At 64.8% G+C, this 25,604-nt stretch carries 24 protein-coding genes and 3 pseudogenes; 11 read left to right on the forward strand and 16 right to left on the reverse strand.

What is annotated here, in order from left to right; genetic code table 11:
- Nucleotides 1-395 precede the first annotated feature (395 nt).
- Nucleotides 396-845, reverse strand: a complete 450-nt coding sequence (locus QZ853_RS15875; protein WP_295575184.1) for a BLUF domain-containing protein — start codon at nt 843-845, stop codon at nt 396-398.
- Between the two features lie 597 nt (nt 846-1,442).
- On the opposite strand from QZ853_RS15875, the pseudogene QZ853_RS15880 reads away from it, so the two are divergent.
- Nucleotides 1,443-1,742: pseudogene (locus tag QZ853_RS15880) on the forward strand (DUF892 family protein); the annotation flags it as partial.
- Here the strand turns inward: QZ853_RS15880 and QZ853_RS15885 are convergent.
- The 3 genes and pseudogenes from QZ853_RS15885 to QZ853_RS15895 form a co-directional block, all read right to left on the reverse strand.
- Nucleotides 1,734-2,074, reverse strand: a pseudogene (locus QZ853_RS15885) (manganese catalase family protein); the annotation flags it as partial. The pseudogenes QZ853_RS15880 and QZ853_RS15885 overlap by 9 nt on opposite strands.
- 100 nt (nt 2,075-2,174) lie before the next feature.
- Nucleotides 2,175-2,417, reverse strand: a complete 243-nt coding sequence (locus QZ853_RS15890) for a DUF892 family protein (RefSeq protein WP_295575187.1) — start codon at nt 2,415-2,417, stop codon at nt 2,175-2,177.
- A 151-nt stretch (nt 2,418-2,568) separates the two neighbouring features.
- Entirely contained in the window at nt 2,569-2,913 is a 345-nt protein-coding gene (locus tag QZ853_RS15895) for a hypothetical protein (protein ID WP_295575189.1), read from the reverse strand.
- Nucleotides 2,914-3,119: 206 nt separating this feature from the next.
- Here QZ853_RS15895 and QZ853_RS15900 point away from each other — a divergent pair, with 206 nt between their 5' ends.
- Entirely contained in the window at nt 3,120-3,512 is a 393-nt protein-coding gene (locus tag QZ853_RS15900) for a response regulator (protein ID WP_295575191.1), read from the forward strand.
- A 520-nt stretch (nt 3,513-4,032) separates the two neighbouring features.
- On the opposite strand, the gene QZ853_RS15905 is transcribed toward QZ853_RS15900, so the two are convergent.
- The 5 genes and pseudogenes from QZ853_RS15905 to QZ853_RS15925 all read right to left on the reverse strand — a co-directional run bounded on the left by QZ853_RS15905 (nt 4,033) and on the right by QZ853_RS15925 (nt 8,316).
- Nucleotides 4,033-4,719 carry a glycosyltransferase gene (locus tag QZ853_RS15905; RefSeq protein WP_295575193.1) on the reverse strand — a complete coding sequence of 229 codons (687 nt, stop codon included), beginning with the start codon at nt 4,717-4,719 and terminating at the stop codon, nt 4,033-4,035.
- Nucleotides 4,716-5,303: an SAM-dependent methyltransferase gene (locus tag QZ853_RS15910; RefSeq protein WP_295575196.1), complete on the reverse strand. Its 588-nt coding sequence runs from the start codon at nt 5,301-5,303 to the stop codon at nt 4,716-4,718. The genes QZ853_RS15905 and QZ853_RS15910 overlap by 4 nt, the downstream gene beginning before the upstream one ends.
- Entirely contained in the window at nt 5,300-6,058 is a 759-nt protein-coding gene (locus QZ853_RS15915) for a PIG-L family deacetylase (RefSeq protein ID WP_295575198.1), read from the reverse strand. Before QZ853_RS15915 ends, QZ853_RS15910 begins: the two co-directional genes overlap by 4 nt.
- A complete protein-coding gene (locus QZ853_RS15920; RefSeq protein WP_295575200.1) occupies nt 6,046-6,987 on the reverse strand; it encodes an acyl-CoA dehydrogenase in 942 nt (313 codons plus the stop codon). Before QZ853_RS15920 ends, QZ853_RS15915 begins: the two co-directional genes overlap by 13 nt.
- Before the next feature lie 165 nt (nt 6,988-7,152).
- Nucleotides 7,153-8,316: pseudogene (locus QZ853_RS15925) on the reverse strand (zinc-dependent alcohol dehydrogenase).
- Between the two features lie 148 nt (nt 8,317-8,464).
- Between QZ853_RS15925 and QZ853_RS15930 the strand changes: the two are divergent.
- From QZ853_RS15930 to QZ853_RS15940, 3 genes are all read left to right on the forward strand, one after another.
- Nucleotides 8,465-8,653 (forward strand): hypothetical protein, encoded by a 189-nt coding sequence (locus tag QZ853_RS15930; protein ID WP_295575202.1) that lies wholly within the window; start codon nt 8,465-8,467, stop codon nt 8,651-8,653.
- A gap of 100 nt (nt 8,654-8,753) precedes the next feature.
- Complete coding sequence (locus QZ853_RS15935) at nt 8,754-9,392, forward strand: DUF6766 family protein (RefSeq protein ID WP_295575204.1); 639 nt, start codon at nt 8,754-8,756, stop codon at nt 9,390-9,392.
- 3 nt (nt 9,393-9,395) lie between these two features.
- The gene (locus QZ853_RS15940) at nt 9,396-9,947 is read left to right on the forward strand and encodes an isochorismatase family cysteine hydrolase (RefSeq protein WP_295575206.1); all 552 of its coding nucleotides are present in this window, start codon (nt 9,396-9,398) and stop codon (nt 9,945-9,947) included.
- A gap of 246 nt (nt 9,948-10,193) precedes the next feature.
- Here the strand turns inward: QZ853_RS15940 and QZ853_RS15945 are convergent, their stop codons facing one another.
- On the reverse strand, nt 10,194-11,390 hold the full coding sequence (locus QZ853_RS15945; protein WP_295575208.1) for a GAF domain-containing sensor histidine kinase: 1,197 nt from the start codon (nt 11,388-11,390) through the stop codon (nt 10,194-10,196).
- A gap of 117 nt (nt 11,391-11,507) precedes the next feature.
- Here QZ853_RS15945 and QZ853_RS15950 point away from each other — a divergent pair, with 117 nt between their 5' ends.
- Nucleotides 11,508-12,194: a GNAT family protein gene (locus tag QZ853_RS15950; protein WP_295575210.1), complete on the forward strand. Its 687-nt coding sequence runs from the start codon at nt 11,508-11,510 to the stop codon at nt 12,192-12,194.
- A 298-nt stretch (nt 12,195-12,492) separates the two neighbouring features.
- Here QZ853_RS15950 and QZ853_RS15955 read toward each other — a convergent pair whose 3' ends face one another.
- From QZ853_RS15955 to QZ853_RS15975, 5 genes are all read right to left on the reverse strand, one after another.
- The gene (locus tag QZ853_RS15955) at nt 12,493-14,007 is read right to left on the reverse strand and encodes an EAL domain-containing protein (protein WP_295575212.1); all 1,515 of its coding nucleotides are present in this window, start codon (nt 14,005-14,007) and stop codon (nt 12,493-12,495) included.
- Nucleotides 14,000-14,248, reverse strand: coding sequence for a hypothetical protein (locus QZ853_RS15960; protein WP_295575214.1), 249 nt, complete (start codon nt 14,246-14,248; stop codon nt 14,000-14,002). Before QZ853_RS15960 ends, QZ853_RS15955 begins: the two co-directional genes overlap by 8 nt.
- A gap of 134 nt (nt 14,249-14,382) precedes the next feature.
- Complete coding sequence (locus QZ853_RS15965) at nt 14,383-14,760, reverse strand: Rap1a/Tai family immunity protein (RefSeq protein WP_295575217.1); 378 nt, start codon at nt 14,758-14,760, stop codon at nt 14,383-14,385.
- An 81-nt stretch (nt 14,761-14,841) separates the two neighbouring features.
- Nucleotides 14,842-15,333 (reverse strand): hypothetical protein, encoded by a 492-nt coding sequence (locus tag QZ853_RS15970; protein WP_295575220.1) that lies wholly within the window; start codon nt 15,331-15,333, stop codon nt 14,842-14,844.
- Between the two features lie 233 nt (nt 15,334-15,566).
- On the reverse strand, nt 15,567-16,550 hold the full coding sequence (locus QZ853_RS15975) for a LacI family DNA-binding transcriptional regulator (protein WP_295575222.1): 984 nt from the start codon (nt 16,548-16,550) through the stop codon (nt 15,567-15,569).
- 156 nt (nt 16,551-16,706) lie between these two features.
- Between QZ853_RS15975 and ptsP the strand changes: the two genes are divergently transcribed.
- From ptsP to QZ853_RS15995, 4 genes are all read left to right on the forward strand, one after another.
- Nucleotides 16,707-19,217, forward strand: coding sequence for a phosphoenolpyruvate--protein phosphotransferase (gene ptsP, locus QZ853_RS15980; RefSeq protein WP_295575225.1), 2,511 nt, complete (start codon nt 16,707-16,709; stop codon nt 19,215-19,217).
- Complete coding sequence (pfkB, locus tag QZ853_RS15985; RefSeq protein ID WP_295575228.1) at nt 19,214-20,170, forward strand: 1-phosphofructokinase; 957 nt, start codon at nt 19,214-19,216, stop codon at nt 20,168-20,170. Before ptsP ends, pfkB begins: the two co-directional genes overlap by 4 nt.
- A gap of 85 nt (nt 20,171-20,255) precedes the next feature.
- Complete coding sequence (locus QZ853_RS15990) at nt 20,256-21,959, forward strand: fructose-specific PTS transporter subunit EIIC (protein WP_295575230.1); 1,704 nt, start codon at nt 20,256-20,258, stop codon at nt 21,957-21,959.
- Between the two features lie 82 nt (nt 21,960-22,041).
- Nucleotides 22,042-23,295 carry a carbohydrate porin gene (locus QZ853_RS15995; RefSeq protein ID WP_295575232.1) on the forward strand — a complete coding sequence of 418 codons (1,254 nt, stop codon included), beginning with the start codon at nt 22,042-22,044 and terminating at the stop codon, nt 23,293-23,295.
- A gap of 33 nt (nt 23,296-23,328) precedes the next feature.
- Here the strand turns inward: QZ853_RS15995 and QZ853_RS16000 are convergent, their stop codons facing one another.
- On the reverse strand, nt 23,329-24,189 hold the full coding sequence (locus tag QZ853_RS16000) for a LytTR family DNA-binding domain-containing protein (RefSeq protein ID WP_295575234.1): 861 nt from the start codon (nt 24,187-24,189) through the stop codon (nt 23,329-23,331).
- Nucleotides 24,190-24,356: 167 nt separating this feature from the next.
- On the opposite strand from QZ853_RS16000, the gene QZ853_RS16005 reads away from it, so the two are divergent.
- Complete coding sequence (locus QZ853_RS16005) at nt 24,357-25,592, forward strand: acyltransferase (RefSeq protein ID WP_295575236.1); 1,236 nt, start codon at nt 24,357-24,359, stop codon at nt 25,590-25,592.
- Nucleotides 25,593-25,604: the final 12 nt, after the last annotated feature.

The following is a 25,604-nucleotide window of genomic DNA, read 5'->3' on the forward strand; positions in this document are numbered from 1 at the left end:
CCGATCGCTCCCTTCGTCGCGGCGCCAACGCCAGAAGAGCAGGCCAAACGCCTTGGGGACCGGGTCAGGCTGCCAGACCGCCGTACAGACGAGGAGGCCGCAGGAGGTGACGAGAGATCCGCCGGGGCTTCGCCCGTATCGTGGCCGCGACGGCGCGCTTGTCCGGCAGCCTGGGGGCATTTGTTGCGGCGCTGGCGGTGACCATCACCTGGGTCGCAAGCCCAAGAAGGAGCGCTGCATGCCCTGCGATGGGGATGCGGCCGCCGAAGCCTGAGGGTCACCGCCCGCGCGCTAGCGCCGGTGGGGCGGAAAAGCGACTGGCATGGCCCGGACAGCCACGTGCTCTCGTGGCCAATCCACCGATGCGCGACCACCCAGGCCGCCAAGCCGGTGCATTACGCGGCGACGGCATAGGGCTTCACCAGCCTGGCAAGGATATCCATCGCCGTTACGGCTGTCGCATCGTCACCGCTGTGCTGGGCAAACCCGGACCAGTCCGCGCAGGCAAGTCGTTTCAACTCCTCCGGCTGCGTCGGCAACCAGCGCATCGGCCAGAACGGGAGCCGCCGGTTGCCCACCCTGCCGCGCTGCAACTCGATGAGACCTGCGTGGCTGGAAGCACCCACCACTCGCGAGTACGCCACTCTCAAACCGTCTTCGGGCCCCTCCATGTACTGCAGGAACCGGGTGCCGTCGAACAGCAGCACACCTGTGACGCCGGCACTCCGGTTGAATCGGGCGGCGTCATCGACCAGATCGTCCAGCTTGCCGCTGCACAGGCCCAGCGGGTCTCCTGCAACGGCTGGGCCCGCTTCGCTCACGTATGCGACTGCCCTGATCGGCATTTGGCTGCTCCTGTAGTGAATCCCCCAAGATTCCGTGCCGCTAGGATAGGCCACCTGCGCCCCGGCGTTGTTCCCATCATGTGCATTTTGTGAATCCGTTGGGTTTGGGCCGACAAACGGCGTGCAATGCGGCCTCCGTGCAGGAGGGACCCCTTACGCTCGCGGCAGATGACTCAAGGCCCGCCCCATGCCCCACACAGGCCTGTTGCATGCTCTGGAACTCGATGCCGCTACCGGTGTGAACTGCATTGAATACGTCCGGCCGGTCCGCGTCCGGTGCAGCACCTGCGGTGGGATCACACGGACACCTGCAGGCCAACTGGGTGCAATACCCGGTGCTACGACGCTGATGTGTGGTGATTGCCCGTCGCGCCAGACTGTCGGCAACGCGCGCTTGGTCGGATGCGATGATGTATCGCCCAAGCCGGCGCGGTACCCTGACATTGATGGGTCAGGTGGCTGCGAACTCCGCCCGCCGCTCGTGAAGATTGTGCGGAGTATTCGGGCGGGAATTCACATGCCGTCATCACCCAGCCCGCGCTTGGTCGCAACCGGGCGGGACCTACTCTGAGCGCTCCAGTCACAGCGGCGCCCAGCATGGCTATCAAGACAGCGGAAGACTTGTTCATCCACGAACTCTCGGATATCTACAGCGCCGAAAAGCAGCTGACCAAGGCCCTCCCGCGCCTGGCCCGTGCGGCCGAAAATCCGGATCTGGCCACAGCGTTTGAAACGTACCTGGAAGAAACCCAGGGCCGGATCGAGCGCATCGACCAGGTGGTGGAGGTTCTCGGCATCCGTCTGAAGCGCATCAAGTGCGCGGCGATGGAAGGACTGGTAGAAGAAGGCAAGGACGTGATCGACAGCATCGACAAGGGCCCTGTGCGCGATGCCGCCCGGCGGGAACATCGGTTGGATGCGGTGCAGCGCCTTCCCGAATGACTTCATGTGCGCGATCTCGCGCGTCATCAGGAAGCGCAGCGCGTCCTTGATGCCGGGGTCGTCGGTGACGTTGATCAGCCGCTCATACACCCCCGTGGCGCGCGCCTCGGCCGCCATGTCCGAGCGCAGATCGGCGGTAGGCTCCCGATCGAGTCGATGTAGGCGGCGGTCCACGGCACCCCGCTGGAATTGACCGGCGCCGGCCCGCCGCCATACAGGATCCGCTCGGTATGGCTGGTGCTGTTCTAGCCCAGCAGCCGCATATCCTCCAGCTCGGCAAGTCCTTCAGGCTGCGTTTTCGAATCCGAACGAGAGGCCCACGCTCTTGACCGGCTCGTCTTCCATCAGACGGGTGCCGGCCGCATGCAAGGTCGCAGTCAGGCTCGCCTAGAGCCCATTGGCGGTCGGCACGCTTCCGCCAAACGCTTCAATGAACTCGCGCAGCGAGGCCGCCTGCCCCTGTATCTCCTGGACGTGCTGGCCGATCCTTTCGGTGACGTGGGGATAGTTTTCGATCCGCGAAGCCATGGCCTTCATCATGGTCTCCGCGTTCTGCTCCATGGCGTAGGCGTCCTGCAGCCACTTGAGCAGGCGCTCGATCAGAGCGTTGTTCCGGTCCGCAATTCCCATCTCCGGTGCGGGGCGACATGCCGCGGGAGACCCTGGTGGGCCGCTGGCAATCACCGCCCTGCCGGCCGGTGTGAGCCCCCCAAAGGTAGAGGCTGCACGCAGCGGTGATGCGGCGATTGCATTGGCGGTCCGGGCCGGACCCGGGACGCTCTCAGCTTGCCAAGGCGTTGGACATGCCCGCGTCGGCTGCAGGCCGCGGGCGCTTGGCGTTCGAGGCGTACGCACTCTCCGCCGCCATCACGGCCTGCAGTACCCGATGTTGAGCACGATGCCCGCCACCGTCGAAGCCCACGACATAGACGAAGCGCCCATCAAACTTGGCCTGTGCGCCTTCCATCGCGTCGTCGGCCAGCAGTGCCCGCTTCATTGACTTCATCCAGGCCCGTTCAGGCGGGCGGTCCAGTTCCACAACGATGGCGGCACCGCCGCAGTCGAGCGGCATGCACTCGACACGCAGCACGCTTGGAGCGGCAGAATCGGTTTCGCTTAGCGGCATGACAGAAGCTCCGATGCAGGGGACGGCGGCAGTATCCACAGCGCGTGCCAAGACGCCGTCAACGAATCCAGACCGTCTTCCACCCACCCTCCACCCGGTGGGCGACGCGCTCGCAGGGGCTTCGCGCCGGCCTGACAATGCACACGCATGACGTTGATCTAGAACCGCCCAGAATTCAGTTCCCAAAACAAAACAGGCGTGCACGCATGCAATCGGGAATCAGCCAGCGCAGATGCAAGCTGCTGCTGGTGGAAGACCAGCTTGACCTGGCTGCGCTCATGGAACAGGCGCTCGAGGACGCAGGCGACCAGGTGACACATGCCTACAGCGTATTCGATGCTCTGGGGCTGCTGGAGAACCAGCGATTCGATGGCGCCGTGCTCGATGTCGAGCTACGCGACGGCGTAGTCTTTCCAGTGGCCGACCGCCTGACGGAACTCGGCATCCCGTTCCTGTTCGTTTCTGCGGTCTACGACCAGTTGGTGCCTCAGCGTCACCGTCGCGCCGCCTTCGTGGCGAAACCGTTCCACGTCGGTGAGTTGCAGGACACGGTTCAGCGCGTCCTGGGAGATGCCTGCGCGCAACCGCTCGCGCATTGATTGCCATCGGGGTCAACTCAGTGGGGGGGGCGCCACCTGGCCCGGCCGGCGCAGCGCGCCGACGCGGAAAAGTCCATTCCAGTTGCCGCGCGCTACGCTGCGGATCTCGGAGGGATCGACCCATAGCAGCTGCATCGATCAATAGGGAAAGAAGCGGCCGGAAACCCCCGCCCCGCCCCAGCTCAATCAGCTCGCGATGGTTGCGGGCACGTACACCACGTTGATGCTGTCTCCCGGTCCCTTGGTGTACCGGAGGAAAAGGAGCCGGTCATACAGAAGCACGCCCGTAGCGCCGGCTTCAAAGTTGATGCGGGTGGCGGTCCTGGCGAGGTCATCTACATGGTCCATGGAATGCCCCGATATCGCCTCATCTGCGTAGGAGATCGCACGAAGGGGCACATTCGGTCCTTCTGGCACGGGAAACTTCCTGCTCCTCCATCATCGCTTCCCGGAGGTAGGCTGGCTCGTCACCCGCACGCTCCGATAACACGCAGCACGTGCGCGGCGAGGCGGCCGATCCTCAGGTGTTCAAGGCCGACACTTCCGCGGCGTAGCGCGCTCCTCCCAGCGCCGCCAGATAGGCGGAGAATCCGCCTGTGGCGCGCCCCTGCAGACGGGCACTGGTCATTACAACGGGATCGCGGGCCCATCGCACCACCGCACCGCAACGCTGCAACGCTCTTACAAACGCAACGTCTTCGCTACAGCTCAGGGGAGCAAAGCCGCCAGCGACCCGATAGAAATGGGCAGAGACGCCGAGGTTGGCACCGTGGATGCGCCCATGATCGTCGCCCCACTGCTGTCGTGACTGGAATACCGTTCGCAAGCGCCGTTCACCCTGGCTGGTCGTGGCTATGTCCACCAGTCCGCAGAAGGCATCAGACCTGCCCTGAACCTGTGCGGCCAACCAATCGGGAGGCACCTCGCTATCAGCGTCCGTGCTTGCCAGCCACCTGGCACCCCGTCCCAGCAGTTCAGCCGCGGCTGCGGCCCGGGCGACACCGACGCAACGCGCATCGAGTTGTACGCAGCAGACACGGAGCTGATGGCAGATGGCGCCCGTTGCGTCCGAGCATGCGTCCAGCGCCACCACCACCTCCACCGCTTCACCACCCAGGCCAGGGTGCTGGGCCGCCACCCGGATGGATTGCAGGCACCGCACGATACTGTCCGCCTCATTGTGGGCGGGGATCAGGACGCCTATCACCGCAAGCCCTCATTCCGAGCCAACGATAACGCACTCCGCGTCCAACCCTGTAGTACGAAGTCTGCATCACGGTAGTGGAACGCTTCCTGCAGCCCTTCGCCCAAACAGCGATGCACGACGTCGGTCCGGCTCGCGCGCCCGGGGAACGAAGGCAACCAATGGCAGGCCACCAGCAGCCCGTCATCGCGAAGTGCTTCATCGATGCCGGCGCGAAGATCGTGCAGTGCTCGTGAACCGAGGTAGTAGCCCATCTCCCCGCACACGATCAGATCGAAACGACCTGGTGGCCACTGCTCCGGATGGCTCGCGCAGTGAATCTGCACATGCGGCAGGTGAGCGAGGTTGCGGCGGGCACGGAACGCAGCGCGTGGACTGATATCAGTCGCCAGCAGGCGTTCGCAGCGTGCCGCCAGCGCCTCGGTCAGTATGCCGTTGGAACACCCCAGTTCCCAGCCGCGAGTGAACTGGCGTTGGCTGAGGCTTGCCAGCAGCAGCGCACGCTTGCGCTCTTCATACCACCGGCTGCGGTAGCCGAACGGATCCTCCTGCTCATGCAGGCGATCGAAGTATGGTTGCGCGCTCATGCCAGGAATACCTCGTAGTTTCGGAAGAATCGGGCGAGTACATTCGCGGGCAGCACCGGCGGGCTGTTCAGGCCCGCCACGTCGCCCGTCTGCGTCCGGAAATGCGCAATCGCGTTTCGCTTTGCGGACGCCGCTGTTGAAATGTCGACCAGCTTCGGAACCTCCCACGCCATATGTGCGCAGGCAGGGTCAAGCCAATGCCAGCCCCACACCGGATACTCCAGCCGGTGGCAACCGACCGCCCGCGCGGCGCGGCATGCAGCGCGCCCTGCGGCTTCGTGATCCGGGTGGCCATCAAACCGCCATGGTGCCAGGACCAGGTCGCGCGGTTGCAGATACTGCTGCAGCCAACCTTCCAGCCCCTGCTCATGCGCGCTGACCGCGCCGTCGGCGATACCGAGGTGGAAAATGGAGCCGATCGGGATGCCGAGTTCGCCCAATGCCGCGGCAAGCTCCGCTCGGCGCGCTGATCGCAGGCGTGCAGGCGTCCACCACGGCTCGCCCGGGTAGCATGCTTCGCCGTCGGTCACGGCAACGACACTGACGTCGATACCCTGCCCCACAGCGTGATGCAGCAGCCCCCCGCAGCCGAGGATCTCGTCATCCGGATGCGGCGCGATCACCACCATGCGGTCATGCCCGCTGCAGAGTGCGGTGGCCGATGTGGTCGGTTGCCGCCAGAGCCAGTCGCAGTGCAGCCAGGCCTGCTCCTGGGTTCCTTTCCCTTGCAGGGGTGCCCTGGCTACAGCGCCCATGCTGCCTCCTGTGTTGCACGCTGCTCGCCCAGCCATTCCCAATCTCGATCGGCGTGGCTCTGGCGAAGGAACACGGTCAGGTCCGCACAGCGCCGGGCATGCGCGTGCTCCATGCACATCGGGCCAGGCCCAAGTGCTCGACCCGCCAGGTCCAGCACATGCGTTGCCGCGCGCTCGATGACACAGCGCAGGCGCACCACATCCTCGCGATGCGAAAGTCCGGGCGCGTCGTCGATGCGCGCCGCGAGCGTGCGAAGCAGCGCGGCAGCCGGGCCCAGGGCGAGATCCACTTCACCCAGCAGCCGTGCGCGATTTCCCCTGGTGCAGGCCGGTCGCATGCGCTCGGCCAATGCGGCCGCTGCACCAAACCAGACCGCCGCGATGCCTGCCCCGCCGTGCCAGAAGCCCGGGCGCTGCAGGTAGTCATCGCGCGCCCCCAGGATCACCATCGGTGCGCCATCAAAACGCACCGTGGTGGAAGGGATTGCGGCCATGCCCACGGCAGGCCATGCCTCGCCCGCCAGTGTGTGCCAGTGTTCCGCCGCTACTCGGCATAGCCACACCCCCTGCGGGTTGCGAACCGTTACCAGTGCCGCATCCACCCATGCGCTGCCGGAACACCAGGGTTTGTCACCGCGCAACCCACCGCCGGCATCGATGCGAACGGTGTTGGCCGGACCCTCTGCAGCCCAGACCGCCAGCAGCGTGTCTTCAGCGAAGGTGGGCTCCCTCAACTCGGCAGCGATCGCTTGGGCGTCATAGTGGGCCTCCAGTACCTTTGCCAGGCAAAGATCCTCTGCCCCCCAGGCTGCCAGCGCCTGCCAACGCTGCAGCGTCTGGCCGCCACCGGGCAAAGGCAGTGCCGGTTGCTGTACCAGCACCTGGCGTGCGCGATTGAACAACGAAGAGGATGACGTCACATCCTGCATGGGTGGCAGACCTGCAATGGAGATACGCCATGAACGTAGGCGGCAGGCGGTCACATGCCTGTCTTGATGGTGTGGCGGTCACATGAATGCCTGCACAGTAATCCTCACACGCTCGTCCGCGTGCGTTGTTCTCCAGCACGGACGATCGCACTCATGGCGGCATGCTCATGGCGTCAATACGATCTTGCGACAGTCGCCGTCCTTGCTATCAAACATCGCATAGCCCTGCGCTGCATCGGCCAGGCGCATTCTGTGCGAGATGATGTCACCGGGATCCAGCTTCCCTTGCATGATCGCATCCAGTAGCTCGGGCATCAGCCCCTGCACGTGGGTCTGTCCCATCTTGAATGTCAGACCCTTGTCGAATGCATCACCCAGCAGAAAGCCATGAATGAAGCCCGCATAGACACCTGGAATACTGATCACGCCGCCGCGACGCGCTGCCGCGATGCATTGCCGGATCGCCACGCCACTGCTCCCTTCCAGCTTCACAGCGGTCAGCGCTGACTCCAGGGCACTACCCTCTGCTTCGAAGCCGACGGCTTCGATACACGCGTCCGCGCCCCGTCCACTGGTCTGCGCAAGGATGTAATCAGCCGGATCCTCGATTTCCTTGGAGTCGATCGGCGTTACACCGAAAGCACGGCGCGCATAGTCCAGACGGTACCCTAGATGGCCGACCATGAAGATGGTCTCGGCACCCAGCAGCCGGCAGCACGCCGCGCTCATCAACCCCACTGGGCCCGCGCCGAAAATGGCCACTGTCGAGCCCGGTTTCACCCCTGCATTCAGCGCGGCCTGATAGCCGGTGGGGAGAATGTCGGACATGAAAAAGACCTGCTCATCGGCCAAGCCGTCCGGGATTCGCTGCGGGCCAACGTTCGCCCGCGGCACGCGCACGAATTCGCCCTGTCCGCCGGCCACGCCACCGTAGAGATGGCTGTATCCAAACAGTGCTGCCGGCGGCATAAGGCCTTTCTGATTCAACGCGGCGCCCTTGCCAGGATTGGTGGTTTCGCACGCGGCATACTCGGCCAGGCGGCAATGGAAAAACTCTCCTCAAGCGATCACGAAAGGGATCACCACACGATCGCCTGGCTTCACCTGAGTCACTCCACTACCGACCTCTTCCACCACGCCCATGAATTCGTGCCCGAGCACATCGCCAGGGTGCAGGTCCGGAATCTTGCCGCGATACAGGTGCAGGTCCAATCCACAGATGGCGGTGGAGGTCACCCTCAGGATCAGATCGTCCTTGGCCGCGAGTACCGGGTCCGGCACAGTCTCGAGGCGGACATCCTTGCGGCCGTGATAGGTCAATGCCTGCATCGTGCTTCTCCAGGAACTCGGGAGGTCAGCATCGCAGGACCGCCATCCCGCTTCGGTGACATCCCGGTGTGCGCAGCGTTCATTCTGCGGCGTCATGGCGTTAACCGAGCCGGGCGCAGGCTTCATTTTCTCTCTGCAGGAGCTGACCATGAACGACAAGCTGCCCTTCAACCCGACGACGGACGTGGACGATCAGTCGAAGGCGCACACAGCGGACAAGCGGCGCAACGACCGAGCCAAGTGGAAGGAGCACGACATGCCCGACGACGGCGATGGCCCCAAGGCCGTACCGGAGGACTACGAGCGTCCTGATCCTGACCCAACAGGCAAGCGCTGAGTCCACCTCACATTCTGGATGCGCCGGATTCACGGGTCACGGCCCCATGATCGCGCAAGCTTCGCGCACGGCCTCCGGAACAGACTGAACGAGGTGTTGCATGTGGAAGCGCAACGGTCTCTCGCTGGTGCTGCTTGCGCTGGCATTCGTGTTCATCGTTGGGCAGGCAGTTGCCGGGCATCACGTGCACAACCAGGATCTGCTCGAGCACGGACGCGTGCCTATCGATCTCTGGCACTACCTGGGAACGGGGCACTTCGTCAGCGCCGAGTTCGAGAACTGGGAGAGTGAATTCCTTCAGATGGGGATGTACGTCCTGCTGACGGTCAGCCTGCGCCAGCGTGGTTCGGCCGAATCGCGCCCCTTGAGTCCAGAACAGGAACAGAATCGCATCGAGCCAGGCGCCACGCCCTGGCCAGTGAGGCGCGGCGGTGCATGGAGAGTCATCTCTGGCCATTCGCTTGCGATCGCATTCGGGCTGTTGTTCCTGCTGAGCTTTGCGCTGCGTGCACTGGGAAGCTGGCGAGCTGAGCAGGCCGAGCAGCAGTTGCAAGGTCTGCCTGTGCCTCGGCTTCTCGAGCACTTGGCCAGCAGCACTTTCTGGTTCGAGTCCATGCAGGACTGGCAGAGCGAATTTCTTGCTGTGCTGTCACTGGTTGTGCTGACGATTTTCCTGCGCCAGGAAGATTCACCGCAATCCAAGCCGGTCGAAGCCCCGCACGCGCAGACAGGTGATTGAGCCATGGCAAATGATCCGACAACGGCCTTGCTGATCATCGACATGTTCAGCCGTTTCGACTTCCCTGGCGCCAGGGAGCTGGCGCCCATAGCAGAGAGGGCAGCCAGGCAGATTCGGCGCCTGAGGGACCAGTGCGATGCGCGCAAGTGGCCCGTGGTGTATGCGAACGACAACTTTTCAGATTGGAAGAGGGATTTCCGCCAGCAAGTGGAACAATGCCGGCAGGACGGAGGCCTGGCTGCGCGAATCGCCACAGCGCTCTTGCCCTTGCCGGACCACTATTTCGTGCTCAAGCCCAAGCACTCCGCGTTCCTCGCCAGCCCCTTGCCTGTTCTGCTGGCGAAGTTGGGGGTTCGACGTCTTTGGCTCAGTGGCATGACGGCCGATTCATGCGTTCTGGCGACAGCGCTTGATGCCAACGCCAGAGAGTTCGAAGTAGTTCTGGCAATGGAGGCTGTGGCGGGGATGCCCTCTCAGAAGCGGCGTGCGCTGGCTCTCCTCACAGATTCGGGAACGGCCCGGGTCGCTCGGCTTTCCTCCCTCATCTTTGTCTGAATCACTACGATCGCTTCTCCCGCTTGGGTGGGTTCACCACATGTCCGTGAAGGCTTCCGGTGGCGAAGCGCCTCCCAGTTCGCGATCAGAACATCAACGTTACCGTCGGCGGACTTCTGTCGGCCGCTATCAGCTGCTGGGCCTTCACCGCACTCATTGGAACGGTGACGATGGTGGCGCCTATGACGCGGGCGTCAGCGGCCAGCAGTCGGGCAAGCGCGACCCTGCAAGCGCTGGCTGCCACCCTCAGGCGCGACCCGCGCATTGCATCTGGAAGGTGAATCGGGTTCCCGCGCTTTCGCTCGACGCTACATCGAGCAATCCGCCGTGAGACCTGGCAATTTCCGATGCGATGTAGATGCCCAGGCCCAGCCCTGGTCTCGGGAGCCCGCCCTTCTCTCGCGAGAACGGACTGAAAATGCTGTCCAGCCGCTCGCTGGGGATGCAGCCTGCATTGTGTACATCCAGCGTAAGGCGATTGGACGTGGCCTGAACCATCAGGGTCACCGGGGAAGTGCGCTCACCGTGCTGCGCCGCGTTCGTCAGCAGATTGGCCAGCAGCTGCGAAAGCCTGCTGGGATCGCAGACCACGCTGCCTTCTATACGCATCTGAACCCTGATGTCCTGGCGACCGGTAGCAATCGCCACCTCCTGCGCAACACGTTCAAGGTCAGCCTGCAGCGAATGGCACTCCTGCAGCGCGATCGGAATACCGCCGCCCAACCGCCCCCTGGCGAAATCGAGCACATCGTTGATGAGACCATCCATCCGCGCCACGCCGGATGCGATGTGGACGAGCATCTGCTGCTGACGCTCGGAGATCGCCTCCATTTCCAGCGACTCCGCCGCGACGCTGATTGCCTGGAGCGGGCTGCGCAGGTCATGCCCCAGCACCGCAATGAACTGATCGCGCAGGTCGGCATCCCGCTGTGCATGCGAAAGTGCTTTTTCGGCCTCCTGCAGGCGATCTTCCTTGTCGAGATAGTTGCCGACAAGGTCGGCCAGCAGCTCCATGGACCGCTGGACATGGGCTTCATCGAACTCGCCCGGCACCGAGTCAATCGCGCACAGGGTGCCGAAGAAGCTGCCGTCGGCGAGATGAATTGGAACCGACGCGTAGCTCTCAAGCCCGTAGATGCGCGGCGTGGGATGCGTGGAGTACAGCGGGTGCGCACTGGCCCGAGCGAACACCACGGATGTTGATGACTGCCTGATCTCGTCACAGATGGTGGTTTCCAGGACCAGTTGCCCACCCGGCACAAGCCCGAACCCCAGTGTGTCCAGGGTGGCGCACGCCGTCCAGGTTGTCTCTGTCACCCGGGCAATGGCGGTGAATCTTGAGCGCGTGATATGAGCGACGGTTTCGAGGATGCGGGGTACTGCTTCAATACGACCGATCCGAGCAATGTCGTTCAAGAGGTTGGGATCAGTCAGGGTAGGCATGTGGGGGACGTTGGACGCAGTGGTGCATCATCCCATGAAACCGTCAGCGCGGCCGGTACCTTCCATGGCCCTGCTCGGCCGCGGCGCCTCCCCGTCTTTCGCGTGGCGGGGCGCGCGGTGGCGCGCTCGATCACTGCTCAGCGGCTATCATGGCGCATCATGGATGACGCTTGCCGGCGTCAGCGGTTGCTGGCGCCGGGAAAGCTCGTCCCGCGTCGTTCGCATGGTGAGAAGAAGGTCGAAATGTCGTCATCGCAGAGTGCACCGATATTGACTGCTGACAAGGCAGGCGCAGGCAGGTTGATGCTGCGGCCGCGCCGTGCCGCTGACGCCGAAGCGCTGTTTCCCACGATGGCCGACCCCTCCATCATGCGCTGGTGGTCTCGCCCGGCCTTCGATCATATCGATCAGCTCCGCGAGAACTTTGCCAGCGATGGTCAGTCGGCCTGGCGATCCTGGGCGATCATTCCGGCCGGTAGTGACCAGGCTATCGGATTCGTCTCTGCTGGCTGGAAGCGTGAAGGCGTGATGGAGATTGGCTACTTGCTGGCGCGCCACGCCCAAGGACGCGGCTATGCACGCAACGCCGTCAGCATGCTGATTGACCACCTGTTCGAAGAAGGAAACAGGCGGGTATTTGCGGATACCGATCCGGAAAATCATGCATCGATCGCGCTCCTCACCGCGCTCGGTTTCTCACGCGAAGGGCATCTGCGCGCTGAATGGCATACGCATATCGGCATTCGGGATTCTTTGATCTTCGGTCTTCTGGCTGAAGAGTGGTCATTGCGAAATGCACGATGAGAGGAGGCAGGCTCGTCTGCTGCAACGCGTGTGGTTGGCTTGTTCGAGCCGGCTCCATGGCGGGTAGGCGCGCCCGCCTGCCCACACCGCGCGCAAGGCCCACCGATGCTATGGGGAGTGCGGCCAGCGAGGCACCCACGAAGCGCATCCACCCGATCCGGCGGGCGGTCGCCCAGGCCTTGAACGGCAGCCTCGCCCGAATCAGTGAAGAAGGGCATCACGTCCCCCAGCCGTGTCCATGAGGTCCCCAGTCGCCTTCTGTTCCTGCCCGGTCTGTCGCGTTGCTGTCAACGGCAGGTCAACGCACGCCGCCGCAGTTTTCCTCGCTCGCGGCTGAGGTAGCAGTGGCCGTTGTCCGTGACCGCTCAATCTCGCCACTGCAGTGCGATACGGACAGACTGCGACGTTCCTTCATCCAGGCGTTCAGCATGGGCAGCGGCATCGGTCGCGCGAAGAAATAGCCCTGAAAATACTCGCACCCCAGTGAGATCAACAGGTCGCGTTGCTCCGCCGTCTCGACCCCTTCCGCCAGCGCGCTCATGCCCATGACCTCGGAGATCTCAACAATCTTGCCCAGCAGGCGTTGCGCACTCTCCTGGCTGGTGACCTCCTGCACGAACTGCCTGTCGATCTTCAGCTTGCGAATCGGCAATGTCCGCAGCGTGGACAGGGACGAGTAGCCCGTGCCGAAATCATCCAGCGCCCAGGTCACGCCCAGTGCCTGAAGGTCGAGCATGCGCTCGATCATCTCGGCCGTATCGGCGGAAAGTGCGGACTCGGTGAGTTCCAGCTCCAGCAAGGCTGGGTTGATTCCGCTTTGGTTGACCAGCTTGGCTACGGAGGGGACGAACGCCTCACTCAGGAGTTGAATCGGGCTGATGTTTACGGCCACCCGCATGCCGCGCGTATGGAGCTGCCCGGACCATCCCGCGAGCAGCTCGCAGGCCTGTCGAAGCACCTCCAGCCCTATCTCGTCGATCAACGCGCTTTCTTCGGCCAGCGGAATGAATGCGTCCGGCGACAACATGCCCCCCGACGGATGCCGCCAGCGAACCAGTGCTTCAACACCGATCACACCGGACTGGACATGCACCTGAGGTTGGTAGTGGACTTCAATCTCGCCGTTGCGCACTGCGCGGCCGAGCTCACGCTCCAGGCGCAGGCGCTTGCCGATATCCAGGCGGTAGATGCCGAAGATCGCCGCTAGAAGAACCATCGAGATCGCTGTATTGAAGCGTGCGCCCCAGTGGCGAACCTCCACTGGCGGTGAGATGCCTGGCGCAATTCGATCGAGTGTTCCAAGGGCGAACGCCGCAAACACTGCCAGGCAAAGCAAGGGGAACACCTGGGAGCCATAGCGTTCGCGCGCTTCGAATGTGAAAGCAGCGCCAGCGGCCAATGGCAGAAGGAACAGGTGAACCGAACGTGGCACCCCTGCGATGGGCGCATCAATGGCCGCGATCGCACAGACAGCTGCCAGCACTCCATGGGCGACGATCAGGATCGACGCACCGTCACTGCGCTTGCTTCGGAGGAGCGCGAGGATGCCAACGGCAATCAAGCCGACAAATACAATGGATAGTTCGGCCCGGCCGAAGTACAGGTAACAGGATGTCCAGGCCAAGCCCAGGCAGATGCAGGAGATGCCCGCGAGCGAAAGTATGGCGGACACCTTCTCGCGGCGAGCAGCGCCTCTGAATTTCAGAGCGCCACGCCCGGTGTCTACCGCGCGATCCGTCATCACCAGAGCCTCCTCTGACTGCCGTTCCACTACCCTGAATCCGCCCAGGCCCGGCAATGGCAGTTCAGCCATTGGAAAGCGTCACGCGCTGGAGCGAGGTGGCATGCCTGAGAATATCAAAGCAACGCTGGACACCCAAACGCCGGTTTTTTGGCGCGCAGCGTGTCGTGGTTGAAGGGCAGGCGTTGCGGTGCGCATCGCAACGCCCCAATGCGTGTGCCAGTACCACCGACAGGCCCGCACTCATGAATTTCCTTGCCAACGACGGAGCTGCGGGCTGCGCGTAGAACTGGCGATACTTGTCGAACAGCATCGCGACCTGCTCGAGATCCTCCACTCGCCAATCGCACGCGTGTCCTCACTTTCTCAGTTCCGGCTTCGTGCGGAACAGGGATTCCCTTGGAGGGGGCTCCGCGGTGGAGTCCGTCACACGCGGTCAGAGCCGGGTCATTTGCCTGGAGGACAGGGAAATGCCACCCGCAGCCCTTCGACAACCAGGGAAAACGCATCCTGCTGTTGTACTCGCTCGCGGGGTAGCTGCCGGAGGTGGGAAGAAACACGATCGACCAGCTCATGCGGAAGAATCCTGCCCTGTCCGCACCATTGCCCGCCGCTGGCATCGGCAACGCCTTGGATGTAGGCGCTGGCGCGTGCGCTGGAAAGGCTCCGGCACTGTTCGTCGTCGCAGAATCCGTCAGTGCCTTTTCCTTGCAGGAGGGTGATGAGCTCCGCGCCGCTGACAAGCCAAGTGCGTCCCGAATGCGTTGTTCCGGCCAGGACGGATCCAGCCAGGGCGCAGAGCCCCAGGGCAACGAGTTGACGCATTCGACGGCGCGTGTGGGAAGCGGGATGTCCTCTCATGCTGCGGTCCTGGCTGTCGTTCGTCTGGATTCCACGCGGCGTCGGTCAGAGCCGATCAAGCTGGTTGCGCGGATGAAAGTCCGGGTCGTCCTTGCCTTCCAACATGGCCTCCACCAATGCCTCGAAGGACTCGGTGGCGATATCCAGGTCTGTAGAAGACATGAATCCGGATTTCCCCGGGCCGGCCAGAGCAATCGCAGCAACCGTCTCCCGCTCACCTTCCTCGGCCCAGAGATAGTCGTGGATCAGTGCCACACCCCGGTCGCCCGGCTTCAGGAAGTCGGCGGCGCCTCGTGCCACCGCAAGAAACGCGATGAGATCGTAGAGGCTCTCCGAATACGCCAGCGATCCTGCGACGAAGTGCCTACCGGTGCGATCATGGGCGGCAATCTGGATGTTCTCGGCCTGAGCAGAGGCAAGAAAGGCCTGCAATGCGGCGCGATTGTCGGGAAAGCGCGCCAACAGCGCTTGGCAATCCGCCATCAGGTGATCCAACTGCTGGTCGCTTGAAGATGCAAGGTGCCGGCCGTTGGCCATGCGCCACTGCCCGGAAATGCATCGCCAGTCGGACCAGCGGGATGCTGGAGGCACGGGCGCCGCCAGCCATCTGGAAAGTTCCTGTTGGGATATCTGCAGGCGGAGCAACGCTGAATAGGGCTCTGACAAGGCCGTCATCCACTGTGTCTGTGTACAGATGGCTTGTAGCAGACAACGCATGACCCGCCAACACCTTGGTGGCAGCTTCATGGACTGCCGCAGGCGGGCACGAACTATCGCGCAGCCGTTGACCCTCTCACCACGCACTTTCCCGTCATTACCAGTCTGCGCACGGGCAGCTCCGGCGTGCGCAGGCGTTCCAGCAACAACGACATCGCAGCTCGCCCCATCTCTTCAACGGGCTGCTCGACCACGGTAATGCCGGGTTCGACCAGTTCGGTCCAGCGCTCGTTGTCGAAACCTGCCAGCGCCAACTCGTCGGAAATTGCGAGACCGGCACTGCGGGCCGCCTTCAATGCGCCCATGAGCAGCAGGCTGTTGCTGGTAACCAGGGCCTCGGGCCGCGATGGACCGCCCAGCCACTGCCCGACCGTTGCGATGGCGGCTTCGGCGGTGGGCTCGACCTCGCGGTAGTCCGGCTCCAATCCATGGCTGCGCATCGCAGCAAGATAGCCGTCGCGTCGCTCGGCCGCCGTGGTGCTGGTGCTGCCGAACAACCCTCCAATTCGGCGATAACCTCGCTCGATGAGGTGCTCGACCAGCCCACCCATCGCCGCAGGATTGTCGAGTACCACGCTGTCGATCGATCCGCTGGGGGCGGCGCGGTCCACCAGTACCGTCGGGAAGTCCAGTGCAAGCCGCTCCAGCCGGCCGACCGTGGTACGGGTGGGTGCGAAGATCAGGCCGCTGATGCGCTCTTCGTGCATCAATCGCAGATACAACGCCTCGCGTTCGGGGTCTTCGTCGGTGTTGCAGAGCGTGACGCGCAGGCCTTCGCGATAGGCGACCTCCTCCACTGCGCGGATCAGCGCAGTGAAGAAGGGGTTGCGGATGTCTGCCACGATCAGCCCGATGATGCCGGTATGCCGGGAGCGCAGGCGCCTGGCCTGCAGGTTGGGCCGATAGCCGGTCTGGCGGATTGCCGCCTCGACCCGTTCGCGCACCTCCCCGCTGACCGCCCCCCCTCCGAGCACCCGAGACACCGTGGATTTGGACACCCCCGCCACGCGGGCGACGTCGTTGATACTGATGCTCATTGGAAACGTTCCCGGGTACTTGCTCTATTCAGGGTCAAATGGCCGCTCGTGACAATGCTAACGCCAAAGCACTATTGGCTTTTTGTGCAGTGCACATTGAAATGACGACTGGGAACGTTCCCAATACGCCCCAGCCCACCCCTCCCGGAGCCCGCCTTGCAGCCCCTGCCCTCCTTCTCCCCCGTCAGCCGGGAACTGATCCGCCTGAACGCCCATGCGCAGGACAAGGCGGACGCCATCGCCCAAGCAGCGCAACTGCTGGTTGCCGCCGGATGCGTCAGGCCGGGTTACGAGGCCAGCATGGAGCGTCGCGAAGCCGTGGCCAACACCTTCCTCGGCCACGGCGTGGCCATCCCGCATGGGCTCAGCGAGGACCGCCATCTGGTGCGCCGCGATGGCATCGCGGTGCTGCAGTTTCCGGATGGCGTGGAATGGAATCCGGGCCAGGTCACCCGCCTGGTGGTCGGCATCGCCGCCCAGTCCGATACCCACATCACGCTGCTGCGGCGGTTGACCCGGCTGATCCAGGATGACGCCACCCTGCAGCGCTTGTTCTCAACCGCCGATGCGGGCGACATCGTCACCGCCCTGGCCAGCGATGTCGCGACCACGACGACCGATGCGCCAGTGACTGATCTGGCCGAGCACTTCGACTGGACCATCGCCTACCCCAGCGGGCTGCACGCGCGCCCAGCCACGCGCTGGGCCGAGACGGCGCGCAGCTTTGCGGCCCGCGCACAGGTGCGGGCGGGCGATCAGGCAGCGGATGCAAAGAGCCTGGTTGCGCTGCTGCAACTCGGGCTACGCCAAGGTGATGCGGTCAGCGTGTCTGCCGAGGGCGCCGACGCCCCCGCGCTGTTGGCCGCGTTGCGCAAGGTCATGGAGGGGCTGGTAGCCCAGGAAAAGGCCGACGCCGAGCGTGCGGCGCAACGCAGGGCCGCGCCGGTCGCGGGCTGGAATCCGCCTGAAGCCCAGGCGGCGATCATCGGCATCGGCGCCAGCCCGGGGCTGGCCATCGGCCCGGTGCATGTGCTGGCCAGCACGCATGCCGACATTGCCGACCACCCCGCCCCGCTCGGCGAAGGGGGTGCCCGCCTGCAGGAAGCACTCGGTCGCACCCGCCAGCAGTTGGCGGCGCTGCACGACGACACACAGCGCCGCCTCGGCGCCTCGGATGCAGCGATTTTCAAGGCACAGGCTGCGCTGCTCGACGATACCGACCTGATTACCCGCACCTGCCAGCTGATGGTTGAAGGCCATGGCGTTGCGTGGTCATGGCATCAGGCCATCGAGCAGATCGCCTCCGGACTGGCGGCGCTGGGCAACCCGGTATTGGCCGGGCGTGCGGCCGACCTGCGTGACGTGGGCCGGCGCGTACTGGCTCAGCTTGATCCTTCCGCTGCCGGCGGTGGGCTTGCAGACCTTCCCGCGCAACCGTGCATCCTGCTCGCGGCTGACCTGTCACCATCAGACACGGCCAACCTCGACACCGACCGGGTGCTCGGCCTCGCCACCGCGCAGGGCGGACCGACTTCGCACACCGCGATTCTTTCGCGCACACTCGGGCTGCCGGCGCTGGTCGCTGCCGGCCCGGACCTGCTGGCGATCAGCGCGGGCCGAGAGGCGATCATCGACGGCGGTAGCGGCCGGCTCTATCTATCCCCCTCCGAGGCCGATCTCGCCTCGGCGCGCGCGTGGATCGACGAACAGCGGCAGATCCGCGAGCGCGAAGCGGCGCAGCGCGCGCAACCGGCACAGACTCCTGACGGCCACCGCATCGACATCGGCGCCAACGTCAACCTGCCTGACCAGGTGCCCATGGCATTGGAACAGGGTGCGGAGGGTGTCGGCCTGATGCGTACCGAGTTCCTGTTCCTCGAACGTGGCAGCACGCCCAGCGAGGATGAGCAGCACGCCACCTACCTGGCCATGGCCAAGGCGCTCGACGGTCGGCCGCTGATCGTGCGCGCGCTCGATATCGGCGGCGACAAGCAGGTGGCACACCTGGAGTTGCCGCGCGAGGAGAACCCCTTCCTCGGCGTGCGCGGCGCGCGCCTGCTGCTGCGCCGCCCCGATCTGTTGGAGCCGCAACTACGTGCGCTGTATCGCGCTGCCAAAGACGGTGCCCGGCTGTCCATCATGTTCCCGATGATCACCTCGGTAGCGGAGCTGATCGCCCTGCGCGCGATTTGTGAGCGATTGCGCATTGAGCTCGACGCGCCCGAGGTGCCGATCGGCATCATGATCGAAGTGCCAGCCGCAGCTGCCCAGAGCGATGTGCTGGCCCGCTACGCCGACTTTTTCTCGATTGGCACCAACGACCTGACCCAGTACGTGCTGGCCATTGACCGCCAGAACCCGGAGCTTGCCGCCGAAGCCGACAGCCTGCATCCGGCCGTGCTGCGCGCGATCCGCGCCACGGTGGAGGGCGCTCGCCTGCATGGCCGCTGGGTCGGTGTCTGCGGCGGTCTGGCCGGCGATCCGTTCGGCGCAGTGCTGTTGGCCGGTCTCGGTGTGGACGAACTGTCGATGACCCCCAACGACATCCCAGCCGTGAAGGCGCGGCTGCGTGGCAACACGCTGGAGGAGCTGCAGACGCTGGCCAGCACCGCGCTGGACTGCGAAACCGCCGAGCAGGTGCGCGCCCTCGACGGAGCACGCGCATGAGGCCCCACGCCATCACCGTGACCCTGAACCCGGCCATCGACCAGACCGTGCGGCTGGCGCAGCTGCAGCCGGGCCATGTGCACCGCGCCCGTAGCACCCGCGATGACGCCGGCGGCAAGGGCGTCAACGTGGCTGCCTGCCTCGCCGACTGGGGTGTACCTACCACGGCGCTGGGCGTGCTCGGCGAAGACAACGACCGCGTGTTCGGCGCACTGTTCTCTGAACGTGGCATCGCCGACCGCTGCCTGCGCAGGCCGGGCCGCACCCGCACCAACATCAAGCTGGTCGAAGAGGCCATCGGCGAGACCACCGACATCAACCTGCCCGGCCTGTCGCTGTGTCAGGCCGATCTGGATGCAGTGTCGCGCCAGCTCGCCGCCGTGCTGCAGCCGGGGCGGCCGGTCGTGCTGTCCGGCAGCCTGCCCTCCGGCCTGCCAGCCGATGCGTGGGCGCGATTGCAGGCACAGGCCGCCGAAGGAGGTGCGCGGGTGTTGCTGGACACCAGCGGAGACGCGCTTGCCGCCGCCCTGAGTGACGCACGGGTGGCACTGCCCCACGCGGTCAAGCCCAATCGCCACGAGCTGGAGGCCTGGGCCGGCACGCCGCTGCGGGATCGAAACGCCCTTCGGGCGGCGGGCGTGGCTCTGATTGAGCGCGGGGTCGCTCTGGTGGTGATTTCGATGGGCACCGACGGTGCGCTGTTCATTGATGGCAGCGACGCGCTGGTCGCGCGCCCCGTGCGCCTGTCGCAGGGCAGCACGGTAGGTGCAGGTGACGCGATGGTCGCCGGCATTGCTGCTGCTTGGCTCGAGCCCTCCCTTGACCTGGCCGGTTGCGCACGACTGGCGACGGCGTTCTCGATGAGCCGACTGGCAAGTGGCGATGCGCGACGACTGGACCCGGCACAGGTACGCGAGTGGTCCGGCGAGGTACTGATCGAGCGGTTGGATTGAAACCCCTGCAGGGGGAGTGGCGACTGGCCTCAGGCTACGCATGGCCCTCCTGCAAGGACGAACCCGAAGAACTCCAGGAGTTTCCATGCATGCTTCCACCGTAGTCATCGCCGCAGGCGAACGCAGCATCGAGGCGGTTCTAGCCGCTGAAGCGCTGCGCCGTGCTGCCCGCCATCGCGGGCTCGAGCTGATGATCGAAATCCGCAGTGACCAGGGCGTGACCGGCGCACTACCCGCTGCACATGCCGCTGCGGCGACGCAGCTGCTGCTGGTCGGCGACGGCGAGGCGGCCACCTCCCGCTTCGGCAACGCACGGATCGTGCGCGCCAGCCTCGGCGAAGTGCTGGACGATGCACTCGCCGCACTGGCGCCGCTGGCGGTCGCTGCCACCTCCGTTTCCACTGCGGACGCCGGCAAGCGCATCGTCGCCGTCACTTCCTGCCCGACCGGCATTGCGCACACCTTCATGGCCGCCGAAGGCCTGCAGCAGGCGGCCAAGGCATTGGGCCACGACATCCGGGTTGAAACCCAGGGCTCGGTTGGCGCACAGGACGCATTGAGCGATGAGGAAATTTCGTCCGCCGACCTGGTGCTGATTGCCGCCGACCGCGAGGTCGATCTGTCGCGCTTTTCAGGCAAGCGGCTGTTCAAGAGTGGCACCAAGCCAGCGATCAACGATGGCCAGAACCTGATCCGCAAGGCGTTGGCCGAGGCCGCAGTGCAGGCCGGTACGGCGGCATCAGGCCGTACGACCGAGAAGAGCAAAGCGACCGGCCCCTACAAGCACCTGATGACCGGCGTATCGTTCATGCTGCCGTTCGTCACCGCCGGCGGCCTGTTGATTGCGCTGGCGTTCGCGCTCGGCGGCATCTACGCCTTCGACGATGCACACAAGGGAACGCTGGCCTGGTCGCTGTTCCAGATCGGCGCCAAGTCCGGATTCATGTTGATGGTGCCTGCACTGGCTGGCTACATTGCCTATTCCATCGCCGACCGTCCCGGCATCGCGCCCGGCATGATCGGCGGACTGGTAGCGGTCAACATGGACGCAGGCTTCATCGGCGGCATCCTGGCCGGCTTCATCTCTGGCTATGGCGTGTACTGGATCAACCGCGGACTACGCCTTCCCCGCAGCCTGGAAGGCCTCAAGCCTGTACTGATCCTGCCGGTGCTGGGCACATTGTTGGTCGGCCTGTTGATGATGTACGTGATCGGCACGCCAGTTGCCGGGCTGCTGGCCTGGCTGACCGACTGGCTGCGCGGCATGCAGGGCAGCAGCGCGATTCTGCTCGGCCTGCTGCTGGGCGGAATGATGGCAGTGGACATGGGGGGGCCGGTCAACAAGGCGTCCTATGCGTTCTCCACTGCCCTGATTTCCAGCCAGGTGTACACGCCGATGGCAGCGACGATGATCGGTGGCATGACGCCGCCACTGGGTATTGCGCTTGCGACATGGTTGTTCAGCAATCGCTTCACTGCCGAGGAGCGTGGCACTGCCGGTGCTGCCGGCGTACTCGGCCTCAGTTTCGTGACCGAGGGTGCAATCCCGTACGCCGCACGCGATCCGCTGCGCACGATTCCGGCGCTGGTCCTTGGCTCTGCCGTGGCCGGTGCGATCTCGATGGCCGCGGGGGTCGAGTTGAAGGTGCCGCACGGCGGTGTGTTCGTGCTGCCGATCCCGAACGCGGTCACCCATCTGGCCGTGTATCTGCTTGCGCTGCTGGCCGGCGTGGCCGTCACTGCGGTCGCACTGCGCGTCCTCAAGAAGCCGGTCACCACGCCGGCCTGATCTTTCCCTTATTCACGATCATCGCGCCGCCCCTGTGCATCAGGGGGCCAGCGACAGATGTCCTGCACACGGAGCCTCGCCCATGCCCTGCTCTCCCCACCGCTCTTTGCTGGCAGCGATCCTGCTGGCGCTGCCTTCACTGGCCGCAGCCGCCGACGCCAGCGACGTCATCACCCCGAAGCTCGCCTACACGGGCGAAGCTGCCGCCACGCTGGAGGGTGGCAAGCGCAGCGGCACCGCCTATGCCGGCCAGTTGATGTTCGGCGCCGATGTGAACCTGGACGCTGCGCTTGGCTGGCGGGGCGCGACGATCAAGGCTTACGGCATCAACCGCCATGGCACCAATCTTGCCAACAGCAGCACCGGCAACAGCACTTCGGTGCAGGAAATCTACGGTGGCCAGGGTACGCGACTGGCCAACCTGACGCTGGAACAGAAGCTGCTGGACGGACGACTGGTGCTGGAAGCGGGGCGCAGCGTCGCCAACATCCATCATCTGGGCTCGGAGCTGTGCCAGTATTTCCAGGGCAACTCGGCCTGCGGCAACCCGACCTATGTATTCCGCACCAGCAACTTCACCTGGTGGCCGGTATCGAGCTGGATGGCCGACGCCACGGCCTGGGTGACGCCTGATGTCTATGTGCGTGTGGGCGCCTACCAGGTCGATCCGAGCCAGGCCGAAGAGGGCCAGCACGGTCTGAAGTGGAGCACGCACCAGGCCACCGGCTGGATCGTGCCCTACACGATAGGCTGGCGCAGCCCGGCATCGGCGCCCCTGGAGGCCCGCTACGAACTGGGTGGCTGGCAGGACAACTCGACCTACCGTGACCCGTTGCGCGATGCCAATGGCCTGCCGGCGTTGCTCAGCGGCCAGGAGTACGCGACACGTCACGGCCGGTCCGGCGTGTTCGCCCGCTTCGAACAGCAACTCACCCGTGAGGGTGCCGGCCGTGGCCTTACCGTGTTCGGTGCGGCGCTCAAAGGCACCTCCGGCCAGTTGATCGAGGACCACTTCCTCCAGGCCGGCATAGTGCAGAAAGGTACCTTCGCCGACCGGGCACAGGACAGCATCGCGTTCGTCGTGACCCAGCAGAAGTACAGCGGCATCGCTCTGGACAATCTGCGACTTGCCCGCGCCGAGGCTGGCGGTAACGGCATTCCGCACGGGAGCCAGGTGATGATGGAACTGAGCTACGGCATCCAGTTGACCCCGCAACTGCGGCTCGCGCCGAACCTGCATTACATCGTGCATCCGGACCAGTTCAACGAACCCACGCGCCAGCGCAACCTGCCGAACGCGCTGATCGCCGGCCTCCGGGTTGACTGGCGTCTTTAGGCGGACAACAGGGCAAGCGAGGGGCTGCCCTGGCTAACCTGCCCCCAGCACCTGCCGAAGTGCGTGAAGTTGTCGCCTGCTGCAGGGCACCCGGGCACCATCGGCCATGTGCAGGACCGCATCGCCACCCTCGGCCGGTTCGATCGAGCGCAGGTGGCGGCGGTTGACCATCCAACTGCGGTGGCAGCGCATGAACAGCGCAGGATCCAGCCGGGTGGACAGTGCGGCCATGGTGGTCCGCAACGGATAGTCCTGGCCACGAACCCGGAGATTCACGTAGTTCCCGGATGCCTGCGCGTACTCCACATCGTTGGTGGCGACCAGAAACTCCTTGCCAAGCTTGCGCACCAGGAAATGCTGCGGGCGAACAACCGGCGCCTCGGGCGGGGCATCTTCCGGCGCAGCGAACAGGTGCGCCTCCCCCTGCCGCCGGCGCACCAGCCAGCTCATCAGGTGTTCGAGCGCCACGAAGCTGAAGAACACGCGGACATCCTTGAGGTATTCGTAGAGCAGGCGCGAGGCCCAGCCTGTGCCGTCCACGTAACTGGCACCGACGCCCAGGTAGGCGAGCTTGCGCAGCGCCATCATGCCCAGCACGTGCAGGAGCGACCAGCCGATGCTGGCCAACACGTAAACCGGGAGGCGTCGCTTCCACGTGTCTTCATGCAGCGGCCAGCGCCTGCAGCCCCACCACACGAGGGGAAGGGTCAACAGGATCACGGTGACGCTGCTGATCTCCCAGATCAACGGCTCCCAGGCCGCCAGTGCATCGCCCCTGCGCTGGACATCCATTACTTCGACCGCGGTGTTTGCCAGTGCCATCACCAGCAGGACTGCGGCCCACAGGAACAGGCGGGGAATGAGGCGCCAGCGTCCCGGCGAAACTGAAGACATCGGGTTTCCGTACCACGCGCGCCGCGCGATGAAATGGCGATTGTAGCGGCACCGCTCGTCCCTGCACGCCTGCCGTTGGTCACTGGCGGCTCACGGATAGCCCCTTGCCCCCCACCTGCGCAGGGCATTGATTGCACGCTGCATGCCCCTTCACGCAACGATCCGCCATGAACCGCCGCCACGATATCGACGCGCTCCGCGTCTTCGCCTTTGCGTTGCTGATCCTCTACCACACCGCCATGGCGTATGTGGGGGACTGGGGCTTCCACCTGAAAGGCACTTTCACCACCGATGCACTGCAATGGCCGATGCGCCTGGTGAACGGCTGGCGCATGTCGCTGTTGTTCCTGATCTCCGGCGTGGCCATTGCGCTGGTGCGGCCGCGCATGCAACGGGATCGGTTCGTGCTGGTTCGCAGCTGGCGACTACTGCTGCCGCTGCTGTTCGGAATGTTCGTGGTGGTACCGATCCAACCCTACTGCGAGGGCGTCAGCAGGGGCACGGTTACGCCAGGCTTCTGGGAGTTCCTGCTGCGCTACTGGCAGGTCCGCCCCTGGCCGGAGGGCAGCTTCGCCGGCGATCGCTTCGGCATCACCTGGAACCATCTGTGGTATCTGGCCTATCTCTGGACCTATACGGTGGTGCTGGTGCTCGTCATGCCGTTGCTGGACGGGTCGGCGATGCGGCGGTTTGGCCAGTGGTTGTCCGCGGCCCCGGCCATGGTGCTGATTGGAATGCCTGCCCTGGTGCTGCTGTTGTGGCTGGTATGGCTGGCCCCCTCACACCCGGCCACCAACACGTTCGTGGACGACTTCTACCAGCACGCCAAGTACGGCACCGTGTTCCTGGCAGGCTATCTGCTGGGTCGGGAGCCCAGGTTCTGGCAGCGCGTGCAGGATCTTCGCTGGGCGTCGTTGTCGGCCGCCGCGGGCGCCTTGGCCTGGTACCTGTTTCTGGAAGCACTGGGACGCTGGTTGCCCGGTGATTCCGTGCTCCGGCAGTGGCCGGAGCGCTTCTGGCGTCTGCAGTCGCAGTACTGCGAAGTGCTGTATGTATGGGCAATGCTGATGACCGTTCTGGGCTGGGGCAAGCGCTACCTGGATCGCCCCTTCACGTGGCTGCCGTACTGCAGCGAGGCGGTGTACCCCTGGTACGTGCTGCACCAGAGCCTGCTGATCGTGCTGCTGTTCTGGTTGAAGCCCCTGCAGCTGGCGGCCTGGCTTGAGCCGATGCTGCTGCTGTTGGGCACCATTGCCGGCTGCCTGCTGCTGCATGAGTGGGTGATCCGCCGGTCACGCTGGCTGCGACCCCTGTTCGGACTGAAGCTGGGCTCACCGCGTCGCGATGCAGCCAACGCGTCGCACCCCCCCGCCGCGGGCGATGCGCGGTGTGATGGCAGGTAGTCGTCGAACACG

The sequence above is a fragment of the uncultured Stenotrophomonas sp. genome, from assembly GCF_913778665.1.
In the GTDB taxonomy this organism is placed as follows: Bacteria; Pseudomonadota; Gammaproteobacteria; order Xanthomonadales; family Xanthomonadaceae; genus Stenotrophomonas.

Bases quoted from the DNA above. Each gene is read 5' to 3' on its own strand.
- QZ853_RS15965 (WP_295575217.1), bottom strand. From the start codon at position 14,760: ATGCGTCAACTCGTTGCCCTGGGGCTCTGCGCCCTGGCTGGATCCGTC.
- QZ853_RS15895 (WP_295575189.1), bottom strand. From the start codon at position 2,913: ATGCCGCTAAGCGAAACCGATTCTGCCGCTCCAAGCGTGCTGCGTGTC.
- QZ853_RS16000 (WP_295575234.1), bottom strand. From the start codon at position 24,189: ATGTCTTCAGTTTCGCCGGGACGCTGGCGCCTCATTCCCCGCCTGTTC.
- QZ853_RS15975 (WP_295575222.1), bottom strand. From the start codon at position 16,550: ATGAGCATCAGTATCAACGACGTCGCCCGCGTGGCGGGGGTGTCCAAA.
- QZ853_RS15945 (WP_295575208.1), bottom strand. From the start codon at position 11,390: ATGCCTACCCTGACTGATCCCAACCTCTTGAACGACATTGCTCGGATC.
- QZ853_RS15890 (WP_295575187.1), bottom strand. From the start codon at position 2,417: ATGGGAATTGCGGACCGGAACAACGCTCTGATCGAGCGCCTGCTCAAG.
- QZ853_RS15935 (WP_295575204.1), top strand. From the start codon at position 8,754: ATGTGGAAGCGCAACGGTCTCTCGCTGGTGCTGCTTGCGCTGGCATTC.
- QZ853_RS15910 (WP_295575196.1), bottom strand. From the start codon at position 5,303: ATGAGCGCGCAACCATACTTCGATCGCCTGCATGAGCAGGAGGATCCG.
- QZ853_RS15915 (WP_295575198.1), bottom strand. From the start codon at position 6,058: ATGGGCGCTGTAGCCAGGGCACCCCTGCAAGGGAAAGGAACCCAGGAG.
- QZ853_RS16005 (WP_295575236.1), top strand. From the start codon at position 24,357: ATGAACCGCCGCCACGATATCGACGCGCTCCGCGTCTTCGCCTTTGCG.
- QZ853_RS15960 (WP_295575214.1), bottom strand. From the start codon at position 14,248: ATGCTGTTCGACAAGTATCGCCAGTTCTACGCGCAGCCCGCAGCTCCG.
- QZ853_RS15995 (WP_295575232.1), top strand. From the start codon at position 22,042: ATGCCCTGCTCTCCCCACCGCTCTTTGCTGGCAGCGATCCTGCTGGCG.
- QZ853_RS15990 (WP_295575230.1), top strand. From the start codon at position 20,256: ATGCATGCTTCCACCGTAGTCATCGCCGCAGGCGAACGCAGCATCGAG.
- QZ853_RS15875 (WP_295575184.1), bottom strand. From the start codon at position 845: ATGCCGATCAGGGCAGTCGCATACGTGAGCGAAGCGGGCCCAGCCGTT.
- QZ853_RS15930 (WP_295575202.1), top strand. From the start codon at position 8,465: ATGAACGACAAGCTGCCCTTCAACCCGACGACGGACGTGGACGATCAG.
- QZ853_RS15955 (WP_295575212.1), bottom strand. From the start codon at position 14,007: ATGGCTGAACTGCCATTGCCGGGCCTGGGCGGATTCAGGGTAGTGGAA.
- QZ853_RS15900 (WP_295575191.1), top strand. From the start codon at position 3,120: ATGCAATCGGGAATCAGCCAGCGCAGATGCAAGCTGCTGCTGGTGGAA.
- QZ853_RS15940 (WP_295575206.1), top strand. From the start codon at position 9,396: ATGGCAAATGATCCGACAACGGCCTTGCTGATCATCGACATGTTCAGC.
- QZ853_RS15920 (WP_295575200.1), bottom strand. From the start codon at position 6,987: ATGCAGGATGTGACGTCATCCTCTTCGTTGTTCAATCGCGCACGCCAG.
- pfkB (WP_295575228.1), top strand. From the start codon at position 19,214: ATGAGGCCCCACGCCATCACCGTGACCCTGAACCCGGCCATCGACCAG.
- QZ853_RS15970 (WP_295575220.1), bottom strand. From the start codon at position 15,333: ATGGCCAACGGCCGGCACCTTGCATCTTCAAGCGACCAGCAGTTGGAT.